Here is a 17,849-nt window from a genome sequence, read left to right as displayed (position 1 = left end):
TGCCGAAAGCTCAGCCGCCGGCCACAGCCTTCCAGAGGGTGCGCGCCATCACGGCCAGGAAGGCGGCCACGAGCAGCAGCAGGGTCAATCGCAAGAGGATGAGAAAGGCTTCGCCCCGCCGGGCCGCCCGCTTTTCCGCCATTCTGGAGGACTTTCGCGCTGATGAGGTCGCGGGGGCGTAACGGTCTCGCCGCGGGGCTTCAAGACGGGCCGCCGGGTTATCCACATGACAATTTCGGACGAGCAGGCCGGGTAATGGGTTGACGAAACTTCAAATTGAGTTTCAGCCCTCGCCCCCGAGCTCCTGCCGGAACAGGTCCAGCAGCCGCAGCGACCCGTCGCGCTGCACCAGGTGCCAGAAGGTCCAGCCATTGCAGGAAGGCGCCTCCTGCACCGCCGCCCCCACCGCATGGATGGAGCCGCGCGCCGTGCCGCAGGCCAGGCTGGCATCGGCCTGGACGGTGGCGGTCCAGCGGCGGTGGCGGTCGGTCAGGGCGTCGCCGGGCGCGATCAGGCCGCGTTCCACCAGCACGCCGAAGGGGATGCGCTTCTGCTCGCGCTTCGAGGGGGTGCCCACCAGCGCGGCCTCGTCATGCGGGGTGATGGAGAGGATGCGCCGCTCGGCGGCCGCGGCGTAGCCCGGGTCGCGCTCGATGCCGATGAAGCGCCGCCCCAGCCGCCGCGCCACCGCCCCCGTGGTGCCGCTGCCCAGGAAGGGGTCCAGCACCACATCGCCGGGCCTGGTGCAGGAGAGCAGCACCCGGTGCAGCAGCGCCTCGGGCTTCTGGGTGGGGTGCAGCTTGCGCCCGGCCTCGTCCCGCAGCCGCTCGGCGCCGGTGCAGAGCGGGATGAACCAGTCGCTGCGCATCTGCAAATCATCGTTCAGCGACTTCATGGCCGCGTAGTTGAAGCGGTACTTCGCGTCCTGGCTGTGCGCGGCCCAGATCAGCGTCTCATGCGCGTTGGTGAAGCGCCGGCCGCGGAAGTTGGGCATGGGGTTGGATTTGCGCCAGATGACGTCGTTCAGGATCCAGAAGCCCAGATCCTGCAACGCCACCCCCAGGCGGAAGATGTTGTGGTAGCTGCCGATCAGCCACAGCGTGCCGTCCTTGCGCAGCACGCGGCGGCATTCGGTCAGCCATTCGCGGGTGAAGGCGTCATAGGTCGCGAAATCGGCGAAGCGGTCCCAGTCATCATCCACGGCGTCCACGCGGCTGTGGTTGGGGCGCAGCAGCTCGCCCCGAAGCTGGAGGTTGTAGGGCGGGTCGGCGAAGATGGCATGGACGCTGGCCGGCGGCAGGGCGCGCAGCGTCTCGATGCAGTCGCCCACCAGCACCTTGTCCAGCGGCAGATCGAGCCCGGCCCCCACGTCATCCCCTTCGCGAATCGGTCAGGGACCATGCAGGGCGGGGAGTCGTGCCGTCAACCGCGCTGAAGCTCCAACGCGGCCTCGATGGGCGCGAAACCGCGGCGGTGGTGCGGGCAGGGGCCGTGCCGGGCGATGGCGTCGCGGTGCAGCGCGGTGCCATAGCCCTGGTGCCGCGCGAAGCCATATTGCGGCCAGGCGCGGGCCAGCTTGGCCATGCCCGCGTCGCGCACCGTCTTGGCGAGGATGGAGGCGGCGGCGATGGAGAGCGACAGCCCATCCCCCCCACCACGCAGCGCACCGGGCAGGGCAGGTTTGGAGCGCGGTTGCCGTCCACCAGCACCACATCGGGCCGGATGGTGAGGCGCATCACGGCGCGGCACATGGCGATGTGGGTGGCGGCCAGGATGTTGTGCGTGGCGATCTCGCGCGCCGAGGCCGCCCCCAGGGCGAAGACCAGCTTCCCGTCGCGCGCGGCGGCGCGGATCGCGGTGGCGGCCACCTCGCGCGCCGCCGGGCTCAGGCGCTTGCTGTCATCCAGCAGCGCGGCCAGCGGGGCGGGGCAGGGGGCGAGGAACATGACGGCGCCGGCCAGCACCGGGCCGGCCAGCGGCCCGCGCCCAGCCTCGTCCACCCCGGCGACAAGGCCACCCGCGTCTGCCTCCAGCGTGTAGTCCGGCACCATGCCCCCCGCGCGAATCGCGGCCCCATCCTGCCGCGCGGGGGGCGGGGCGGTCAAAGCAGGCGAAGCTGCGCGTCATCCACGCGCCCGTCGAAGTGATGGGTGGCGAGGTGGTGCATGGTCTCCGCGCGGCGTTCCAAACCCAGGCGCCGCGCGGTGGTGGCGAAGCGCTGGGCGAGCATCTCGGCATAGGCGCCCTCGCCGGTCTGGCGGCGTTCGAAATCCGCGTCGTAGAGCTTGCCGCCGCGGGTCTGCCGCACCAGGGCCAGCACGCGGGCGGCGCGGTCGGGGTAGTGCTGGTGCAGCCATTCCTCGAAAAGCTGCCGCACCTCGTGCGGCAGGCGCAGCAGCACATAGCCGGCCAGCGCGGCGCCGGCCCCCGCACTCGCCTCCAGGATGCGCTCCAGCTCGGAATCGTTGATGCCGGGGATCATGGGCGCGGCCAGCACGGCCACGGGCACGCCCGCCGCATGGAGCTGGCGGATGGCCTCGATGCGCCGGGCCGGGCTGGCGGCGCGGGGTTCCATGGCGCGGGCCAGCTTCGCATCGAGGGTGGTCACGGAGATGCACACCCGCACGAGGTCGAGCTTCGCCATGCGCGCGAGGATGTCGAGGTCGCGCAGCACCCCCGCCCCCTTGGTCACGATGCTGACCGGGTGGCGGAAGCGTTCCAGCACCTCCAGCGTGCGGCGCGTCAGCTTCGTGGTGCGTTCGATGGGCTGGTAGGGGTCCGTGTTGGCACCCAGCGTCACCACGCGCGGCACATAGCCAGGCTTGGCCAGTTCCCGCGCCAGCAGCTCCGGTATGTCGGGCTTGAAGAAGAGCTGCGTCTCGAAATCCAGCCCGGGGGAGAGGCCCACATAGGCGTGGGAGGGCCGCGCGAAGCAATAGACGCAGCCATGCTCGCAGCCGCGATAGGGGTTGAGGGAGCGGTCGAAGCTGAGGTCCGGGCTGTCATTGTAGTTCAGCGCGGATTTCGCTGCCTCGCGCGTCAGGGTCGTGCGCAGCGGCGGCATGTCCTCGGTGAGGCTGCCCCAGCCATCGTCGAAGGCCTCGCGCGCCGTGCTTTCGAAGCGCACGGCGGGGTTGGAGGCGGTGCCGCGCCCCTTCTGCCATATTGGCGGCCATATGGGCGGATGACCATTGTCGGGCATGGTGGCGCCTCCGTTTCGCATGGGGTGAAGCTGTGGCCGGGGGCGGGTCGGGTCAAGGAAAAGGGATGAGCCTCACGTCTGTATCGGTCGTGGTGCCGGTCCTGAACCCGGGGCCGCTGCTGCCGCCGCTGCTGGCGCAGCTGGTCTCGGCCGGGGTGGGCGAGGTCATCCTGGCCGATGGCGGCAGCGCCGCCCCGCCCGAGGCCGCGCCCCCGTGCGGCTTCTCCACGCCCCGCGCGGGCGCGGCACGCAGATGGCGGCGGGGGCCGAGGCGGCGCGGGGGGACTGGCTGCTCTTCCTGCACGCCGACACGCGGCTGGGCGAGGGCTGGGAGGGCGCGCTGCGCGCCGCCATGGCCGAGCGTGCCCGCGCCCACCACTTCGCCTTCGCCCTGGATGATGACGCGCCCGAGGCGCGCCGGCTGGAACGCGCCGTGGCCTGGCGCTGCCGCTGGCTCGCCCTGCCCTATGGCGACCAGGGCCTGTTGATCCATCGCGACCTCTACGCGCTGCTGGGCGGCTTCCGCCCCCTGCCGCTGATGGAGGATGTGGACCTGGTGCGCCGCCTGGGCCGGGCGCGGATCGCGGCCATGCCCGTGCCGGCCATCACTTCGGCCGAGCGCTGGCGGCGCGACGGGTGGCGGCGGCGGTCGGCGCGGAACCTGATGGTCCTGTCGCTGTGGTTCGCGGGCGTGCCGCCACGCTGGCTGCTGCGGCTCTACGCCGGCCGGTGAGGCGCTGGACTTCCGAGGCGAAAGGGCCAGTCTTGCGGCCATGCTGCTGCGCGTCATGACCTGGATCCTTGTCGGCCTGCTGGTCCTCCTGCTGGGGCTGGCCATCTGGCTCTACACGCCCGATGAGCGGCGCGAGGCGCATGAGGCGCGCTGGGCGCCGCCGCCCTCAACCTTCGTCGAGGTGGCGGGGCTGCGCCTGCACCTGCGCGACACCGGCCCCCGCGAGGCGCCCGCCATCCTGCTGCTGCACGGCTTCGGCAGTTCCCTGCACACCTGGGACGATGTGGCGGCGGGGCTGGAAGATCGTTTCCGCGTGCTGCGCATGGACCTGCCCGGCTTCGGCCTGACCGGGCCCGACCCTTCCGGCGACTACAGCGACGCCCGCGCCCATGTGGTGATCGCAGCCCTGCTGGACCGGCTGCGGCTGGACCGCGTGCACCTGGTGGGCAGTTCCATGGGCGGGCGCATCGCCTGGAGCTTCGCCGCCGCCGAGCCTGCCCGCGTGGAGCGCCTGGTGCTGATGGCGCCGGATGGCTTCGCCTCGCCTGGCATCGACTACAACCGCAGCCCGCGCGTGCCGCTGCTGATGCGGGCGCTGCCCTACACCCTGCCGCGCTTCGCGGTGCGCGGTGGCATGGCGCCCGCCTATGCCGACCCCAATGCCATGACCGATGCGCTGGTCGAGCGCTACCACGCCATGATGATCGCCCCCGGCGTGCGGCAGGCCATTTTGGACCGCATGTCCCAGCACATCCTGTTGCCGCCCGAGCCGCTGCTGGCGCGCATCCAGGCGCCGACGCTGCTGCTCTGGGGCGCGGTTGACCGCATGGTGCCGGTGACGAATGCGGAGGATTACCTGCGTGCGCTGCCCAATGCGCGGCGCGTGGTGCTGGAAGGCGTGGGGCATGTGCCCATGGAGGAGGCTCCGGCCGAGGTGCTGCGCGTGCTGCGGGACTTCCTGGCGGGGTAGGGGTCAGCCCGCCTGGGCGTGCAGCCGCTGATACACGCCGCCGGCCTTCACCAGCTCGGCGTGGGTGCCTTCCTCGACGATGCCCTGCTCGGTCACCACGATGATCCGGTCGGCGTTGCGGATGGTGCCCAGCCGGTGCGCGATGACCAGCGTGGTCCGCCCCGCCGCGAGTTCCGCCAGCGCGCCCTGGATGGCGGCCTCCGTCACCGTGTCGAGAGCACTGGTCGCCTCGTCCAGGATCAGGATGGGCGGGTTCTTCAGGAAGATGCGCGCGATCGCCAGCCGCTGCTTCTGCCCGCCCGAGAGCTTCACGCCGCGCTCGCCCACCACGGTGTCGAGGCCCTGGGGCAGGTCCGCGATCACCTCGTCCAGCCGCGCGCGGCGGGCGGCGTCGCGGATTTCCGCCTCGGTGGCGCCCAGGCGGCCATAGGCAATGTTCTCGCGCAGCGTGCCGGCGAACAGGAACACATCCTGCTGCACGATGCCGATGTTCCCGCGCAGGCTCTCCTGCGTCATGTCGCGGATATCGATGCCGTCGATGCTGATGCGCCCGCCCGTCACCTCGTAGAAGCGCGGCAACAGGGAGCAGATGGTGGTCTTGCCCGCGCCCGACGGCCCGACCAGCGCCACCGTCCGCCCGGCCGGGATGTGCAGGTCGAGGCCGCGCAGCAAAGGGCGGTCGGGCGTGTAGCCGAAATGCACACCCTCGAACCGCACCTCGCCGCGCAGCTTGCCCACTTCGCGCGCCTGGGCGCGGTCGGTGATGTCCGGCTCCGTCGCCATGAGGTCGAGGAAGCTGCGGAAGCCCGCGATGCCCTTGGGGTAGGTCTCGATGACCGCGTTGATCTTGTCGAGGGGCCGGTAGAACACGCCCACCAGCAGCAGGAAGGCCACGAAATCGCCGATGGTGAGCTGCCCGCGCACGATCAGCACCGCACCGGCCAGCATCACGATCACCTGCACGAGCCGCATGCCGAGGTAGTTCAGCGTCTGGCTGACGGCCATGATGCGATAGGCTTCCAGCTTGGTGTCGCGGTATTTCGCGTTGTCGGCGTCGAACAGCGCGCGCTCATGCGCCTCGCGCCCGAAGGCCTTCACCACGCGGATGCCGCCCACGGCCTCCTCGATGCGCGCGTTGAAGGCGCCGACGCGACCGAACTGCGCCTGCCAGTTCAGCGTCATCCGCCCGCCGTAATGCGCCACGACCCAGGCGATGCCGGGGACCACCAGCGCGGTGATGAGCGCGAGCGTGGGGCTGACCAGCAGCATCAGCGCGAAGGCACCCGCGAAGGTCAGCACCGCGATCAGCACATCCTCGGGGCCGTGATGCGCGACCTCGCCGATATCCTCCAGGTTCTTGGTGACGCGGCCGACCAGATGCCCGGTCTTCTGGTTGTCGTAGAAGCGGAAGGAGAGCTTCATCAGATGGTCGAAGGCCCGCGCGCGCAGCCGCGTCTCGATCGCGATGCCCAGCACATGGCCGTAATAGGTGACGACGGCCATCAGCGCCGCATTGGCCATGTAGACGGCCAGCAGCCCCAGCACCGCCAGCACGATCAGCTGCATGTCCTGCTGCGGCAGCAGGTGGTCAATGACGGCGCGCACCGCCATGGGGAAGCCGAGTTCCAGCATCCCCGACAGCGCCGCGCAGCCGAAATCAAGAAGCAGTAGCCGCTTGTGCGGGCGGTAACAGGCGGCGAACTGCTTCAGCATGGCACCCTCAGTGGCCGTGGCGCAGCGCGGCCCGTGCCAGGGCCACGCAGCCCGCCAGTGCCAGCACGGCGAGCGCCGCCGGCAGGCCCCAGGCGGGCAGGGTTTCCAGCGCCACGCCCGCGGCCGGTGCGCCCAGCGCGCCGCCGGCCAGGTAGGCCGTGTTCAGCCCCGCCATGCCCAGCGCCCGCGTCGGGCCCGCGAAGCGCTGCACGGCGCGCACCATGCCCAGCGTGTAGATGGCGCCGGCCGCACCGCCCCAGATGGCCAGCACCGGCCAGATGCCCCAGCCCGGCGCCAGCAGCGGCCAGAGCAGCGAGGCCAGCGCCACCGCCACGCCGCAGCCCAGCAGCGCGCGGTGCGGCCCCAGCCGGTCTGACACCCAGCCCACCGGGTATTGCGCCAGCACATTGCCGAAGCCGGACGCGATGACGATCGCCGCCGCCGCCCCCGCCGTCAGGCCCAGCGCCAGGCCCTGCACCGGGAACACCGCGCCCGCCGCCGCCTCCAGCGCGCCGCAGAGTGCCGCGGCACCCGCGGGCGCCGCCAGCACCCACAGCACCGGCCGCAGCCGGTCGAAGGTCAAGCGCATGCGGCGCGGCATGGTGCCCGGCGGGTCCCGCAGGGCCGCGCCCAGCGCGAGGCCCAGGGCCAGGATGCCGGCAGAGACGAAAAAGGCCCAGGAGGTGACGCCCGTCACCAGCAGCACCGCCGGCCCGCCGCCGATCGCGGCCGAGACGAAGGTCTGGTAGAGGCCGAGCGAGCGCCCCTCCTGCCCCTCCGGCGCCAGCGCCGCCGCGATGGCGTCGGCCGTCGTCCAGGTCAGGCAGGAGCCCACGCCCAGCATCGCGCCGAAGACGAACCACAGCCAGAGCGGCGGGTTGAAGCCCAGGCCGATCAGCCCAAGGATGGCCAGGCCGCCCGCGATGCGGTGCAGCGCGAAGGCGCCGCCCACCAGCCCCGCGATCCAGGGCGTGGCCGGCGCCGTGGCCAGGGCCGAGCCCCAGACCATGGCGGCATAGAGGCCGACCAGCGCGGGCGAGACTCCGGCCTCGGTCAGCAGGATGGCGGCGAGCGGCGTGCTCATCCACACGCCGGCGAAGGCGCAGGTGGCCGCGCCCACGAACAGGGCGAAGGGGTTGCGCGGCGCGTGCGGCGCCGCATTCAGGGTGGTGGCGGACATGATGTATCGGGCGCGCAAGGGCGCCCCCTCGGGATCCAGTGGTGGCGGTTCGGGAATGGGCGCGGGTTCAGCCGCGTTTGCCGCCCTGTGGATCAGGCATCAGCAGCACCGGCAGCAGGCCGAGCAGCGCCGGGCGCTTCAGACGGCCGGAGCCGTGACGCGCGCAGGGGCCATTGAAGGCGCGGCCACTGAATGTGCCGAGGTGAGCCATGCCGCCAAGCTGACGGCGGCATTCATGAAAGTCAAACCAAGCCTGTATTGCGTGCCGCGCATGGCAGGCGCAATTTGCGGGGCATGATCGCCTCCATCCTGCTCGTCCTCGACGACACCCCGGGCGCCGCCGCGGCGCGCGACCTGGCCTTCGCCCTTGCCCGGCGGACGGGCGCCGCCATCACCGGCGTCTTCGTCATGGACCGCCCGCACACCAGCGACGTGCACGAGCCCGTGCCGGTGGGCGGCGGGGCCTTCGCGGCCCAGCGCAACAAGCGCCTGGCCGAGGCCCTGCGCGAGGAGGCGCGGGAGGTCGTCGCCGCGGCCCGCGCCGCCGCCGGAGACCTGCCCTTCGAGGTGCATCTGCGCGAGGAGGCGCCCGAGCCCGCCATCCTGGCCGAAGGCGCCCAGCATGACCTCATCGTCATCGGCCGCGACTGCACCTTGGGGCGCGAGGCCTGCGAGGACGGGCTCTCCCCCACCGTCGAGGCGCTGATCCGCGACGGGGTGCGTCCGCTGTTGGTGGTGCCGCCCGGCGCGCCCGCCGAGGCGGAAGGCCCGGCGCTCATCGGCTATCACGGGTCGCTCGCCGGGATGCGCTCGGTGCAGCTCTTCGCTTTGCTCGGGCTGGGCCGCGAGGGCGAGGTGCGGCTGCTGGGTTTCAGCCCCGGCGGCGCCGGGCTGGCGGGCATGGAGGCCTATCTGCGCCATCATGGCTGCAAGGTGTCCGCCACGGCCGTAACCGGCGACGAGCACGACACCCTGCTGGCCGAGGCGCGGCGCCTGCCCGCGCGCATGCTGGTGCTGGGCGCGGATGAGGAGGGCGGGCTGTCCCGCCTCGTCTTCGGCAGTGCCACGGCGCGGCTGCTGCGCGCCGCGCCGTGCCCCGTCTTCATCCACGGCTGATCCGCGGGCGGCCCATCTCAGCGTGGGTGGGTCATGCCAATCCAGGGCGCGTCGAAAGGGCCGCCAAGGCGCTCATAGGCTCCGGGCAGGAAAGCGGCGTAGATTCCGCGGCTCGGCCCCATCACTGGGTGGTTGCGGTATTCGATGCGCTCGAAGCCCAATTCCAATAATAGGTACAGCATCAGTGGCGGATTGGGGCCCCACCAATTGGTCGGGTCGCGCTCCAGGGTAGAACCGGGGTAGAATACCATCATAGGCCGGGGCTGTTCGAGGGCGTCCTGGTGAGTTTCGATCAACAGGACCCCGCTCGTGATGGCGCGCATGCGCTTCATCACGTCAATCGGGTCGAAAAGATGGTAGAATACGCCAAGGAACATCACGACGTCGAAGCGGCCGAGCTTGGCCGTCATGGCCGTAGGGTCCACATCCAGCAAGGAGATGTCGGCACCGAGTACCTGGCGGGCAAGTTCGATGGTCTCCCGGCCCCTGTAGTCTGGGTGCTTCCAGATGAAATGATCCGTGGCGAGTACACTTGCCGCCCCGCGACGTTTTGCGGCGAAGCTGAAATATCCGTTCCACGCTCCGACATCCACGACCGAGGCTCCCTTGATCCGCACAGCGGAGAACAAGGCATCCTCCTCAGCGGCCAGAGTCTCGACCGTCTTTTTCCCGGGCGTTACGATGCCGGGGCGGAGAGTCATACTGTGGAACCAAGTGTAGGATGCGATCCGCGCCCGGAGTTCGTCATCGGAGAAAGAGGCCGCATCACTCATTGCTCCGAGATAACATGCCAATCCAGGCGCATCCACCGGCCTATCCGTCCTGTCCCCGTTGACCGCGGCGCGGCCTGGCCGCAGTGAAGCAGTCATGCATGTCCTGATCCTGGGGGCGGGGGTGGTCGGCCTCAGCACCGCCTACACCCTGGCGCGCGAGGGCCATGAGGTCACGCTGCTGGACGCCGAGCCGGCGGTGGCGCGCGGCGCGAGTGCCGCCAATGGCGGGCAGCTTTCCTACTCCTACGTGGCGCCCTTCGCGGGGCCGGGCGTGCCGCTGAAGGTGCCCGGCTGGCTGATGGACCCCGACGGGCCTTTGCGCTTCCGCCCGGAGCTGGACCCCCACCAATGGGGCTGGATCTGGCGCTTCCTGCGCGCCTGCAACGCCACCACGGCGGCCGAGACCACGGCGCGGCTGCTGCGCCTCGCCTACCTCTCGCGCGACCTGACGCAGGAGGTCGCGGCGCGGGGCGTGGCGGAGTTCGGCTTCGCCCATGCCGGCAAGCTGGTGCTGCAGCCCGACGCCGCCGCCATGGAGGGGGCGAAGCGCCAGATGGAGCTGCAGGCGAAGCTCGGCTCGGTGCAGGTGGCGCTGGACCGCGACGCCTGCGTGGCGCTGGAACCCTCGCTGGCGCGCATCGCGCACCGGATCGTGGGCGGCATCCACACGCCCGGTGAGGATGCGGGCGATTGCGCCCTGTTCTGCGAGGGGCTGGCCGCCTGGCTCGCGCGCTCGAACCACAAGGTCGCCATCCGGCTGGGGCTGCGGGCGCGGCAGATCATCCGCGCCGAGGGACGCATCCGCGGCGTGCGCACCGATGCGGGCGTGATCGAGGCCGATGCGGTGGTGGTGTGCCTGGGCCTGGGCGCCCGCGAATTGCTGCGGCCGCTGGGCCAGAAGGTGCCGATCTACCCGCTGAAGGGCTATTCCTTGACCCTGCCCGTGACGCGCGATGACGCCGCGCCGCATGTCAGCGTGACCGACAGCGCCTCCAAGGTGGTCTATGCGCGCCTCGGCGGCGACCTCCGCGTGGCGGGCATGGCGGACCTGGTGGGCGTGGACCCCCGCCTGCACGAAAAGCGCCTCTCCACCCTGATCCGCCAGGCACGCGAGGCCTTTCCGGAGGCGGGCGACTGGGACGGGCCACTCCGGCCCTGGACGGGCATGCGCCCCTACACCCCCACCGGCCTGCCGCTGATCGGCCGCAGCCCGGCGGCGCCCAACCTCTACCTCAACACGGGCCACGGGGGCCTGGGCTGGACGCTGGCCATGGGCAGCGCCGCCGTGCTTGCCGCGCAGCTTGGCGGGCGCCCGCCGCCCATCGCAACCGATGGTTTCGACCCCGCGCTGGCTTGACCGCGCCCCGCCACCCTGCCACAGACCGCGCGCCCGCGCGACGCGGGCCAGCCTGACCGGGGTGTCCGGTCGCCCGAGGCTGATCTCAACCCGAGAATCACATCCTCAGCGACAAGAGGCCGAACCAAGCCATGCGCGACAAGGGCGAGTACCTTTTCACCTCGGAGAGCGTCTCCGAAGGCCACCCGGACAAGGTCGCGGATCGCATCAGCGACACCGTGCTGGACACCTTCCTGGAACAGGACCCCTACGCGCGCGTGGCGTGCGAGACCCTGGTCACCACCAACCGCATCGTCATCGCGGGCGAGACCCGCGGGCCCTCCTCGATCACGCCCGAGCTGCTGATCCACAAGGCGCGCATGGCGGTGCATGACATCGGCTATGAGCAGGACGGCTTCCACTGGCAGAACGCCCATGTGGAATGCCACCTGCACGCGCAGTCCGCGCATATCGCGCAGGGCGTGGACGCCGCCGGCAACAAGGACGAGGGCGCCGGCGACCAGGGCATCATGTTCGGCTATGCCTGCACCGAGACGCCCGAGCTCATGCCCGCGCCGCTCTACTACGCGCACCTGATCCTGCGCCGCATCAGCGAGATGCGCCGCAATGGCGACGTGGCCGTGAAGGGCCTGCTGCCGGACGCGAAGAGCCAGGTCACGCTGCGCTATGTGGACGGCAAGCCCGTCGGCGCCACCTCCATCGTGCTGTCCACCCAGCACGAGGAAGGCATGGACCAGGCGCAGATCAAGGCGATGGTGAAGCCCATCATCGAGAGCAGCCTGCCCAAGGGCTGGATGTGCCCCGAGGGCGAGCTTTACGTGAACCCGACCGGCACCTTCGTCATCGGCGGGCCGGACGGCGATTGCGGCCTGACGGGCCGCAAGATCATCGTGGACACCTATGGCGGTGCCGCGCCCCATGGCGGCGGCGCCTTCTCGGGCAAGGACCCCACGAAGGTGGACCGTTCGGCCGCCTATGCCGCGCGCTATGTGGCGAAGAACGTGGTGGCCGCGGGCCTCGCCGAGAAGTGCACCATCCAGGTCTCCTACGCCATCGGCGTGGCCAAGCCGCTGTCGGTCTATTTCGACCTGCACGGCACGGGCAAGGATGTGGACGAGGAGAAGCTGGCGAAGGTGGTCCAGGACCTGGTGAACCTCTCGCCCCGCGGCATCCGGGAGCACCTGCACCTGAACCGCGCCATCTACGTCCCCACCAGCGCCTATGGCCATTTCGGCCGCACGCCGGATGAGGAGAAGGGCACCTTCACCTGGGAGCGCACGGACCTGGTTCCCGCGCTGAAGTCGGCCTTCTCCCGCTGACGCGCTCCCCACGAAATCGCCTTTGGCGCTTTCGTGGGGGCCCTGCTTCTCCCCACAACGTCGCTTCGCGCCGTTGCGGGGGCCCCGGATTGGTGCTGGTCCTGTGCGGGTGGGCCGCGTTGCCGTGGCGAAGCCACGGCGCCGCCCGACAGGGGCCAGCTCGACTGTTGCATTGATTTCCCCCGCGTGGTCTGCCGCGCGGGGTTTTTTGTGAGGCGTGGCGATGACCACCGAAGATGACTGGCCTGAGGGCATTCCCCACCGCCTCTATGGCCGCCGGCGCGGCAAGAAGCTGCGGCCCCGGCAGGAGCGGCTGCTGGAACAGGCCCTGCCGCGCATCCGCTTCGAAGGCCTGGACTTCGCGGCCGGCGCCGAGGCGCTGTGGCTCGAAGTCGGCTTCGGCGGCGGTGAACACACGCTGGCGCAGATGCGCGCCAACCCCCGCACCGCCATCATCGCGAGCGAGGTCTATGAGCAGGGAATCTGCTCCCTGCTGACCGAGATCATCCCCGAGGGCCAGGAAGCCACCGCGCCCCCGCCGCCTTTGCTGCGCCTCTGGCCGGCCGATGCGCGGGAATTGCTGCTGGCGCTGCCGGAGGCCAGCCTCGACCGCCTCTTCCTGATGTTCCCCGACCCCTGGCCCAAATCGCGCCACGCCAAGCGCCGCTTCGTCCATCCGGAGATGCTGCCCATCGTCGCCCGCGCGCTGAAGCCCGGCGGCATCTGGCGCGTGGCATCCGATGACCCGACCTATCAGGACTGGGTGCGGGAGGTTTTCGCGGAACAATCCCTCTTCGCACCCCACGCCTTCCACGAGGCGCGGCCCGAGGGCTGGCCGCCCACGCGCTATGAGGCCAAGGCGCTGGAAGCGGGCCGCCAGCCCCTCTACTGGGAGTGGCGGCGGGCCTGAACCGGCGCTACCCGCAGTCGGGCGTGCCGGCCACCGCCTCGAAGGCGGGCAGGGGCAGCGCGCCGGGGCGCGCTGGGCGGTCGGATCCCACCCGGATCTGCACCATCACGGTGCAGCCGCCGCCGCGCACGCGGTAGAGGCCGGGTTCCACATGCTCGACCAGGGTGATGGGGCGCATGCCCAGCGCGTCCGCGGCCGCCCGCACCACCTGCACGATCTCGGCCGCGCGGCGCCGCTGCGGCGGTTCGCTGGGGGAAGCGGGTGCCGCCGCCAGAAGGGCTGCCAGCAGGGCCGCCGCGCGGATCAATGCGCGGCCGCCTTCGCCCCGCCCACGAAGCGCGCCTTCACCCGCTCGCGCAGGGTCTGGAACACGACGTAGAGCATCGGGATCATGAAGATGCCGAGCAGCGAGGCCGCCAGCATGCCCCCGAAGACGGGCAGGCCGACCGCTTGGCGCGACAGGGCCGCGGCGCCGCTGGCCGTCACCAGCGGCACCAGGCCCAGGATGAAGGCGAAGCTCGTCATCATCACGGCGCGGAAGCGCATGCGCGCGCCCACCACCGCGGCCTCGCGGATGGGCAGGCCGCGTTCGCGCTGCTCCTTCGCGAATTCGACGATGAGGATGCCATTCTTCGCCGCCAGCGCGATCAGCACCACCAGGCCGATCTGCGCGTAGACCGTGAGTGGCAGCTGCGCGATGAACAGCGCGGCGAAGGACCCCAGCCCCCCACCGCCACCGAGAGCAGCACCGGCATCGGGATGGTCCAGCTCTCATACAGCGCCACGAGGAAGAGGTAGGCGAAGAGCAGCGCCAGCGCCACCAGCACCCCCGTCTGCCCCGCGGCGCGTTTCTCCTGGAAGGCGGTGCCGGTCCATTCGAAGCCATAGCCCGACGGCAGCACCCGCGCCGAGATCTGCTCCATGGCCAGCAGCGCGTCACCGGAGGAGACGCCCGGCCGCCCCTGGCCGTTGAGCGTGACGGAACGCAGGTTGTTGTAGCGCTGGATGGTCTGCGGCCCCAGCACCACCCGCACATCGGCGAAGGCGCGCAGCGGCACCATCTCGCCCCGGCTGTTGCGGACCTGTAGGCGCCAGATGTCGGGGATGTCGTCCCGGTCCTCGGCCACGGCCTGGATGTTCACCTGCCAGGTGCGGCCGAACAGGTTGAAGTCATTCACGTAGAACCCGCCCAGCGAGGCCTGGAGCGTGGTGAACACGTCCGAGATGCGCACGCCCAGCGCCTGCGCGCGGTCACGGTCCACGTCGAGGAAGAGCGAGGGCGTGGTGGGCGAGAAGGTGGAGAAGACGCCCACCAGCCGCGGGTCCTGGTTCGCCGCCACCATCATGCCGAGCATGGCGGAGGCGAGTTCGGCGGGCTCCCGCCCCTCGAAGTCCTGCAGCTGGTACTCGAAGCCGCCACCGGTGCCGAGGCCGATGATGGGCGGGATGTTGAAGGCGAAGACATCGGCCGCGCGGATGGCCTGCGCCTCGCCGAAGACGCGGCCGATGCCGGCGAAGACGCTGTCCTGCGCGGCCTTCCGGTCCTCGAAGGGCCGCATCCGCGCCACCAGGAAGGCGGCGTTGGACTGCGCGCCGCCATCAATGAGCGAGAAGCCCACGATGGCCAGCCGGTCCTGGATGGCGGGGTTGCGGGCGAGGATCGCCTCCACCTGTTCCACCACCTCGCGCGTGCGGGCGACGGAGGAACCCTGGGGCAGCTGGAGCTGGATGAAGAAGGCGCCCTGGTCCTCGCTCGGCAGGAAGCCCGAGGGGGTGCGCTTGCCGACCTCGAAGATGCCCCAGCCGATGGCGGCCGTGAGCAGCAGCGAGACGACCGCCACCCGCACCAGCCGCGTCACGATGGCGGCGTAGCCGTCGCGCAGCTTGTCGATGGCACGCAGCACGTACTTTATGGGCCCGCGCTTCGGCCCCGTGTGCCGCAGCATGATGGCGCAGAGGGCGGGTGAGAGCGTCAGCGCGTTGATGGCCGAGATCACCATGGCCACGCTGATGGTCACCGCGAATTGCTGGAACAGCACACCCGCCACGCCGCCGATGAGGCCTATGGGCACGAAGACCGACAGCAGCACCAGCGTGATGGCGATGATGGGCCCCGTGATCTCGCCCATGGCGACGCGCGTGGCCTCGGCGGGCGTGAATTCGGGGTTCTCCTCCATCACGCGCTCGACATTCTCGACCACCACGATCGCGTCATCCACCACGATGCCGATGGCCAGCACCATGGCCAGCAGCGAGATGGTGTTGGCCGAGAAGCCGATGGCCAGCATCACCGCGAAGGTGCCGATCAGGCTGACCGGCACGGCGATGATGGGAATGACCGTGGCGCGGAAGGAGCCCAGGAAGAGATAGACCACCACCACCACCAGCACGAAGGCTTCCAGCAAGGTGATGATGACCTCGCGCATCGTCTCCAGCACGAAGGAGGAGGTGTCGTAGACCACCACCGTCTCCATCCCCTCGGGGAAGCGCTGCTGCAGCCGCGCCAGCTCCGCCCGCACGGCCGAGGCCACCGCCACCGCATTGGCGCCGGGCGAGAGATAGACGCCCATGGTGATGGTGGGCCGGCCGTTCAGCCGCGCCTCCACATCCATGTTGGCCGCGCCCAGGGCCACATTCGCCACGTCGCGCACGCGCAGCGTGGAGCCGTCGGGGTTGGCGCGGATGACGATCTCGCCGAACTGCTCGGGCGTGGTCAGGCGGCCGGAGGTCTGGATGTTGAACTGGAATTGCTGGTCGTCGCCGATCGGCCGCGCGCCGATGCGCCCCGCCGCCGCCTGCACGTTCTGCGCCTGGATGGCGGAGATGATCTCGGTGGGCGTGACGTTGAGGTTGTTCAGCCGGTCCGTCTCGAACCAGACGCGCATGGAATAGTCCTGCGCGCCGAACATCTGCACATCGCCCACGCCTGGCAGGCGGCGCAGCGTGTCCAGCATGTTGATGGTGGCGAAGTTGGACAGGAACAGCGTGTCATGCGCCGGGTTCGTGGAGGTGACGCCGATGAACTGCAGCACCGCCGAGGATTGCTTGCGGACGGTGACGCCGCTGCGCTGCACTTCCTGCGGCAGCCGCGCCAGGATGCCCTGCACGCGGTTGTTCACGTTCACCGTGTTGATGTCGGGGTTGGTGCCCAGCGCGAAGGTGACGCTGAGCGTATAGGTCCCGTCATTGGCGCTGTTGGACCGCATGTAGAGCATGCCGTCCGCGCCGTTCACGGCGCCCTCGATGGGCTGCGCCACCGTGGCCTCCACCACCGCGGCGGACGCACCCGGGTAGCGCGCCGTCACCTGCACCACGGGGGGCACGATGTTGGGGAACTGCGCCACGGGGATCTGCGTCATGGACAGCAGGCCCGCGAGGGTGATGACGATGGAGATGACGATCGCGAAGCGCGGCCGCCGGATGAACAGGTTGGAGATCATGGCGCGTCAGCCGCCCTGGCCGGGCGCCAAGGCGGGCCGGGGCGGGGCGCCGGCGGGGGCGGCATTGACCGGCTGTCCGGGGCGGACGCGTTGCACGCCCTCGCTGATGACGCGGTCGCCCTCCTGCAGCCCGTCCTCGACCACCGCGGTCTCGGCCGTGCTGCGGCCCAGGCGCAGGTTGCGGCGCTGCGCGCGGCCCTCGGCGTCCACCACGAAGACGAAGAAGCCCATCTGATCCTGCGCCACGGCGGCGCGCGGGATGGTGATGGCGTTCACCGGCTGGGCGCCTTCCAGCAGCACGGTCACGAACTGGCCGTCCAGCAGCTCGCGCGCGCCGGGCTCACCCGCGGTCGCGCCCTGGCGGACGGGGTTGGGGATGGAGGCGCGCACCAACAGCGAATCCGTATCGCGGTTCACCGCGGCGTCAATGAAGTCCACCCGTCCCACCTGCTCATAGGTGGTGCCGCCGGCGAAGCGGATGCGGACCACGACGGCCGAGGTGCCGCCGCGCCCCTCATAGCGGTTGCGCAGCTCGGTCGCGGTGCGGGAGGGGATGGTGAAGGCCACCCGCATCGGGTCCTGGCTGTAGATGGTGGCCAGCGCCTCGCTTTGCGGCGTGACCACGTTGCCTGGCGTGAAGGTGGCCCGGCCGATGGCGCCCGCGATGGGCGCGCGGATCTCGGTGTAGGCCAGGTTGATCTCGGCCACGCGCACCTGCGCCTGGGCGCCCAGCACGCCCGCGGCCGCGGTGCGTTCCTGCGCCTGGGCATTGTCCAGCGCGGCCTGGGTGCCGGCGCCGGTGGAGCGCAGTTCCCGCGCGCGGTTCAGCGCCACGCGGGCATTGAGCTGCGTGGCCTCGGCCGAGGCCAGGCTGGCGCGGGCCTCCTCCAGCTGCGCCTCGAAGGGCGCGCGCTCGATGCGGAAGAGGGGCGCGCCCTGCTCCACCTCGCTGCCCTCCTGGAAGAGACGCTCCTCCAGGAATCCGGTGACGCGGGCGCGGATGTCCACCCGCGCGATGGCCTCCACGCGCCCGATGAACTCGGACAATTCCGTGACGGGCGTGCGCCGGGCCTCGACAAAACCCACCGAGGGTGGGCCGGCGGGGCCGAATTGCGCCTGGGCCGCAGGGGCCACGG

General features: G+C 70.9%; 15 protein-coding genes and 2 pseudogenes. 6 read left to right on the top strand and 11 right to left on the bottom strand.

Features of this window, described 5'->3' with window-relative positions; all coding sequences use genetic code 11:
• Positions 1 to 10 precede the first annotated feature (10 nt).
• The 4 genes and pseudogenes from ICW72_RS21050 to ICW72_RS10235 form a co-directional block, all read right to left on the bottom strand.
• The gene (locus ICW72_RS21050) at positions 11 to 142 is read right to left on the bottom strand and encodes a hypothetical protein (RefSeq protein WP_269749812.1); all 132 of its coding nucleotides are present in this window, start codon (positions 140 to 142) and stop codon (positions 11 to 13) included.
• Between the two features lie 141 nt (positions 143 to 283).
• Positions 284 to 1,369, bottom strand: a complete 1,086-nt coding sequence (locus tag ICW72_RS10245) for a site-specific DNA-methyltransferase (protein WP_191082614.1) — start codon at positions 1,367 to 1,369, stop codon at positions 284 to 286.
• 53 nt (positions 1,370 to 1,422) lie between these two features.
• Positions 1,423 to 2,048 (bottom strand): annotated as a pseudogene (locus ICW72_RS10240) (ribonuclease HII).
• 53 nt (positions 2,049 to 2,101) lie between these two features.
• A complete protein-coding gene (locus ICW72_RS10235) occupies positions 2,102 to 3,202 on the bottom strand; it encodes a PA0069 family radical SAM protein (protein WP_223880516.1) in 1,101 nt (366 codons plus the stop codon).
• A 214-nt stretch (positions 3,203 to 3,416) separates the two neighbouring features.
• Here ICW72_RS10235 and ICW72_RS10230 point away from each other — a divergent pair, with 214 nt between their 5' ends.
• Together ICW72_RS10230 and ICW72_RS10225 are read left to right on the top strand one after the other, a co-directional pair.
• Positions 3,417 to 3,935, top strand: a complete 519-nt coding sequence (locus ICW72_RS10230; protein WP_191082612.1) for a glycosyltransferase family protein — start codon at positions 3,417 to 3,419, stop codon at positions 3,933 to 3,935.
• Between the two features lie 40 nt (positions 3,936 to 3,975).
• Positions 3,976 to 4,905, top strand: a complete 930-nt coding sequence (locus ICW72_RS10225) for an alpha/beta fold hydrolase (protein ID WP_191082611.1) — start codon at positions 3,976 to 3,978, stop codon at positions 4,903 to 4,905.
• Between the two features lie 3 nt (positions 4,906 to 4,908).
• Here ICW72_RS10225 and ICW72_RS10220 read toward each other — a convergent pair whose 3' ends face one another.
• The 3 genes from ICW72_RS10220 to ICW72_RS10210 form a co-directional block, all read right to left on the bottom strand.
• Positions 4,909 to 6,618 (bottom strand): ABC transporter ATP-binding protein, encoded by a 1,710-nt coding sequence (locus tag ICW72_RS10220; RefSeq protein ID WP_191082610.1) that lies wholly within the window; start codon positions 6,616 to 6,618, stop codon positions 4,909 to 4,911.
• Between the two features lie 7 nt (positions 6,619 to 6,625).
• Complete coding sequence (locus ICW72_RS10215; protein WP_191082609.1) at positions 6,626 to 7,798, bottom strand: MFS transporter; 1,173 nt, start codon at positions 7,796 to 7,798, stop codon at positions 6,626 to 6,628.
• 67 nt (positions 7,799 to 7,865) lie between these two features.
• Positions 7,866 to 8,009: a hypothetical protein gene (locus tag ICW72_RS10210; protein ID WP_191082608.1), complete on the bottom strand. Its 144-nt coding sequence runs from the start codon at positions 8,007 to 8,009 to the stop codon at positions 7,866 to 7,868.
• Positions 8,010 to 8,092: 83 nt separating this feature from the next.
• Here ICW72_RS10210 and ICW72_RS10205 point away from each other — a divergent pair, with 83 nt between their 5' ends.
• Positions 8,093 to 8,914 carry a universal stress protein gene (locus ICW72_RS10205; protein WP_191082607.1) on the top strand — a complete coding sequence of 274 codons (822 nt, stop codon included), beginning with the start codon at positions 8,093 to 8,095 and terminating at the stop codon, positions 8,912 to 8,914.
• Between the two features lie 17 nt (positions 8,915 to 8,931).
• Here ICW72_RS10205 and ICW72_RS10200 read toward each other — a convergent pair whose 3' ends face one another.
• Positions 8,932 to 9,687, bottom strand: coding sequence for a class I SAM-dependent methyltransferase (locus ICW72_RS10200; protein WP_191082606.1), 756 nt, complete (start codon positions 9,685 to 9,687; stop codon positions 8,932 to 8,934).
• Positions 9,688 to 9,781: 94 nt separating this feature from the next.
• On the opposite strand from ICW72_RS10200, the gene ICW72_RS10195 reads away from it, so the two are divergent.
• The 3 genes from ICW72_RS10195 to trmB all read left to right on the top strand — a co-directional run bounded on the left by ICW72_RS10195 (position 9,782) and on the right by trmB (position 13,273).
• Positions 9,782 to 11,044 carry a D-amino acid dehydrogenase gene (locus ICW72_RS10195; RefSeq protein WP_191082605.1) on the top strand — a complete coding sequence of 421 codons (1,263 nt, stop codon included), beginning with the start codon at positions 9,782 to 9,784 and terminating at the stop codon, positions 11,042 to 11,044.
• 131 nt (positions 11,045 to 11,175) lie between these two features.
• Positions 11,176 to 12,363 (top strand): methionine adenosyltransferase, encoded by a 1,188-nt coding sequence (metK, locus tag ICW72_RS10190; protein ID WP_191082604.1) that lies wholly within the window; start codon positions 11,176 to 11,178, stop codon positions 12,361 to 12,363.
• 223 nt (positions 12,364 to 12,586) lie between these two features.
• A complete protein-coding gene (gene trmB, locus ICW72_RS10185) occupies positions 12,587 to 13,273 on the top strand; it encodes a tRNA (guanine(46)-N(7))-methyltransferase TrmB (RefSeq protein WP_191082603.1) in 687 nt (228 codons plus the stop codon).
• A gap of 7 nt (positions 13,274 to 13,280) precedes the next feature.
• On the opposite strand, the gene ICW72_RS10180 is transcribed toward trmB, so the two are convergent.
• From ICW72_RS10180 to ICW72_RS10170, 3 genes and pseudogenes are all read right to left on the bottom strand, one after another.
• Positions 13,281 to 13,580 carry a hypothetical protein gene (locus ICW72_RS10180; protein ID WP_191082602.1) on the bottom strand — a complete coding sequence of 100 codons (300 nt, stop codon included), beginning with the start codon at positions 13,578 to 13,580 and terminating at the stop codon, positions 13,281 to 13,283.
• Positions 13,577 to 16,713, bottom strand: a pseudogene (locus tag ICW72_RS10175) (efflux RND transporter permease subunit). Before ICW72_RS10175 ends, ICW72_RS10180 begins: the two are co-directional and overlap by 4 nt.
• Positions 16,714 to 16,719: 6 nt before the next feature.
• Positions 16,720 to 17,847, bottom strand: a complete 1,128-nt coding sequence (locus tag ICW72_RS10170) for an efflux RND transporter periplasmic adaptor subunit (RefSeq protein WP_191082601.1) — start codon at positions 17,845 to 17,847, stop codon at positions 16,720 to 16,722.
• Positions 17,848 to 17,849 lie beyond the last annotated feature (2 nt).

The sequence above is a fragment of the Roseococcus microcysteis genome (assembly GCF_014764365.1).
GTDB classification, from domain to species: domain Bacteria; phylum Pseudomonadota; class Alphaproteobacteria; order Acetobacterales; family Acetobacteraceae; genus Roseococcus; species Roseococcus microcysteis.
Note: the sequence above shows the minus strand (reverse complement) of the source record. Positions and strands in the feature narration are given on the sequence as shown.